The 3,473-nt window shown below is 51.9% G+C and carries 1 tRNA gene and 2 rRNA genes; all 3 read right to left on the bottom strand.

Going from position 1 to position 3,473, the window contains the following annotated elements:
- Positions 1-4: 4 nt before the first annotated feature.
- Positions 5-119: ribosomal RNA gene (rrf, locus tag C2I19_RS08705) — 5S ribosomal RNA — on the bottom strand.
- Positions 120-244: 125 nt separating this feature from the next.
- Positions 245-3,135, bottom strand: a 23S ribosomal RNA gene (locus tag C2I19_RS08700).
- 262 nt (positions 3,136-3,397) lie between these two features.
- Positions 3,398-3,473 (bottom strand) — tRNA-Ala (locus C2I19_RS08695).

The following is a 3,473-nucleotide window of genomic DNA, read 5'->3' as shown; positions in this document are numbered from 1 at the left end:
GGGCGTCTGGCGGTGTCCTACTTTCACATGGCGAATGCCACACTATCATCGGCGCTAAGATGTTTCACGGTCCTGTTCGGGATGGGAAGGCGTGGGACCATCTCGCTAAGGCCACCAGACATAAACTTGTACAAACTCAAGAAGCCTGAATCAGCCATTAAGGCTAATTCTGAATATTCGGTATTCGATCGCGTCGCACACACTCTATCTTCGTCACTTAGTCTACCTAAGCCACTCAAATGATAGGATCAAGCCTCACGAGCAATTAGTATCGGTTAGCTTCACGCCTCACAGCGCTTCCACACCCGACCTATCAACGTCCTGGTCTCGAACGACTCTTCAGGGAGGTCAAGCCTCCAGGGAAGTCTCATCTTCAGGCAAGTTTCCCGCTTAGATGCTTTCAGCGGTTATCTCTTCCGAACTTAGCTACCCGGCTATGCCACTGGCGTGACAACCGGTACACCAGAGGTTCGTCCACTCCGGTCCTCTCGTACTAGGAGCAGCCCCCGTCAAACTTCCAACGCCCACTGCAGATAGGGACCAAACTGTCTCACGACGTTTTGAACCCAGCTCACGTACCACTTTAAATGGCGAACAGCCATACCCTTGGGACCGGCTACAGCCCCAGGATGTGATGAGCCGACATCGAGGTGCCAAACACCGCCGTCGATGTGAACTCTTGGGCGGTATCAGCCTGTTATCCCCGGAGTACCTTTTATCCGTTGAGCGATGGCCCTTCCATTCAGAACCACCGGATCACTATGTCCTGCTTTCGCACCTGCTCGACTTGTCGGTCTCGCAGTTAAGCTACCTTTTGCCATTGCACTATCAGCACGATTTCCGACCGTACCTAGGTAACCTTCGAACTCCTCCGTTACACTTTGGGAGGAGACCGCCCCAGTCAAACTGCCTACCATGCACTGTCCCCAATCCGGATCACGGACCAAGGTTAGAACCTCAAACACACCAGGGTGGTATTTCAAGGACGGCTCCACTGAAACTAGCGTCTCAGCTTCAAAGCCTCCCACCTATCCTACACAAGTCTGTTCAAAGTCCAATGCAAAGCTACAGTAAAGGTTCACGGGGTCTTTCCGTCTAGCAGCGGGGAGATTGCATCTTCACAAACACTTCAACTTCGCTGAGTCTCAGGAGGAGACAGTGTGGCCATCGTTACGCCATTCGTGCGGGTCGGAACTTACCCGACAAGGAATTTCGCTACCTTAGGACCGTTATAGTTACGGCCGCCGTTTACCGGGGCTTCGATCAAGAGCTTGCACCCCATCACTTAACCTTCCGGCACCGGGCAGGCGTCACACCGTATACGTCCACTTTCGTGTTGGCACAGTGCTGTGTTTTTGTTAAACAGTCGCAGCCACCGATTCTCTGCGACCTGTCATAGCTTCGACCGCAAGGGTCTACACCACAACAGGCATACCTTCTCCCGAAGTTACGGTATCAATTTGCCGAGTTCCTTCTCCTGAGTTCTCTCAAGCGCCTTAGAATTCTCATCCTGCCCACCTGTGTCGGTTTGCGGTACGGTTCTTGTGTAGCTGAAGCTTAGTGGCTTTTCCTGGAAGCGTGGTATCAGTCACTTCAGGTCCGTAGACCCTCGTTATCACTTCTCGGCGTTAAAGAAGGGCGGATTTGCCTACCCCTCACGCCTACCGGCTTGAACAGACTATTCCAACAGTCTGCTGACCTAACCTTCTCCGTCCCCACATCGCACTACACAAAAGTACGGGAATTTTAACCCGTTTCCCATCGACTACGCTTTTCAGCCTCGCCTTAGGGGCCGACTCACCCTACGCCGATGAACGTTGCGTAGGAAACCTTGGGCTTTCGGCGAGCGGGCTTTTCACCCGCTTTATCGCTACTCATGTCAGCATTCGCACTTCTGATATCTCCAGCATGCCTCTCGACACACCTTCACAGACCTACAGAACGCTCCCCTACCACGGACGCTTACGCGTCCATCCGCAGCTTCGGTTATCAGTTTGAGCCCCGTTACATCTTCCGCGCAGGACGACTCGACCAGTGAGCTATTACGCTTTCTTTAAATGATGGCTGCTTCTAAGCCAACATCCTGGCTGTCTAGGCCTTCCCACTTCGTTTACCACTTAACTGATCATTTGGGACCTTAGCTGGCGGTCTGGGTTGTTTCCCTCTTGACGATGGACGTTAGCACCCACCGTCTGTCTCCCATGCTTGCACTTTCCGGTATTCAGAGTTTGCCATGGTTTGGTAAATCGCAATGACCCCCTAGCCATAACAGTGCTTTACCCCCGGAAGTGATACATGAGGCACTACCTAAATAGTTTTCGGGGAGAACCAGCTATCTCCGAGTTTGTTTAGCCTTTCACCCCTATCCACAGCTCATCCCCTAGTTTTGCAACACTAGTGGGTTCGGACCTCCAGTGCGTGTTACCGCACCTTCATCCTGGCCATGGATAGATCACTCGGTTTCGGGTCTACGCCCAGCAACTAAAGCGCCCTATTCGGACTCGGTTTCCCTACGCCTCCCCTATTCGGTTAAGCTTGCTACTGAACGTAAGTCGCTGACCCATTATACAAAAGGTACGCAGTCACGGAACAAGTCCGCTCCCACTGTTTGTATGCATCCGGTTTCAGGTTCTATTTCACTCCCCTCCCGGGGTTCTTTTCGCCTTTCCCTCACGGTACTGGTTCACTATCGGTCGATCATGAGTATTTAGCCTTGGAGGATGGTCCCCCCATCTTCAGACAGGATTTCTCGTGTCCCGCCCTACTTGTCGTATGCCTAGTCCTTGCGATGCGTTTTCGTGTACGGGGCTATCACCCACTACGGCTGGACTTTCCATTCCATTCCACTAACGCAACTCATAACACATACAGGCTATTCCGCGTTCGCTCGCCACTACTTACGGAATCTCGGTTGATTTCTTTTCCTTCAGCTACTTAGATGTTTCAGTTCGCTGAGTTCGCCTCCGCAGACCTATGGATTCAGTCTGGGATACCGCCTAAGCGGTGGGTTTCCCCATTCGGACATCGCGGGATCAAAGCTCTATTGCCAGCTCCCCCGCGCTTTTCGCAGGCTTACACGTCCTTCATCGCCTATGATCGCCAAGGCATCCACCAGATGCACTTAGTCGCTTGACCCTATCATTTCAGTAACCTAAATTACTGCGACAATAGAGAGTGTTTGTGCGACGACTGCACCGCCCCTTTTGATATGGCGACGCAGCCTTAGATACAATCAAATACCCAAGATGACGATTCATTCAACATGCAGAATTAACTCCATGTCGTTTGTCTCGCCGTCTTTATATATTCGGCTTCTTCAGTTTGTTAAAGATCGGGCGTTTATACAACGCAAACAAAATCACACTCTCGCAAGAGTGATTATGTTTGCACTGCAAACTGGTGGAGGATGACGGGATCGAACCGACGACCCCCTGCTTGCAAAGCAGGTGCTCTCCCAACTGAGCTAATCCCCC

The sequence above is a fragment of the Chromobacterium alticapitis genome, from assembly GCF_002924365.1.
GTDB lineage: Bacteria > Pseudomonadota > Gammaproteobacteria > Burkholderiales > Chromobacteriaceae > Chromobacterium > Chromobacterium alticapitis.
Note: the sequence above shows the minus strand (reverse complement) of the source record. Positions and strands in the feature narration are given on the sequence as shown.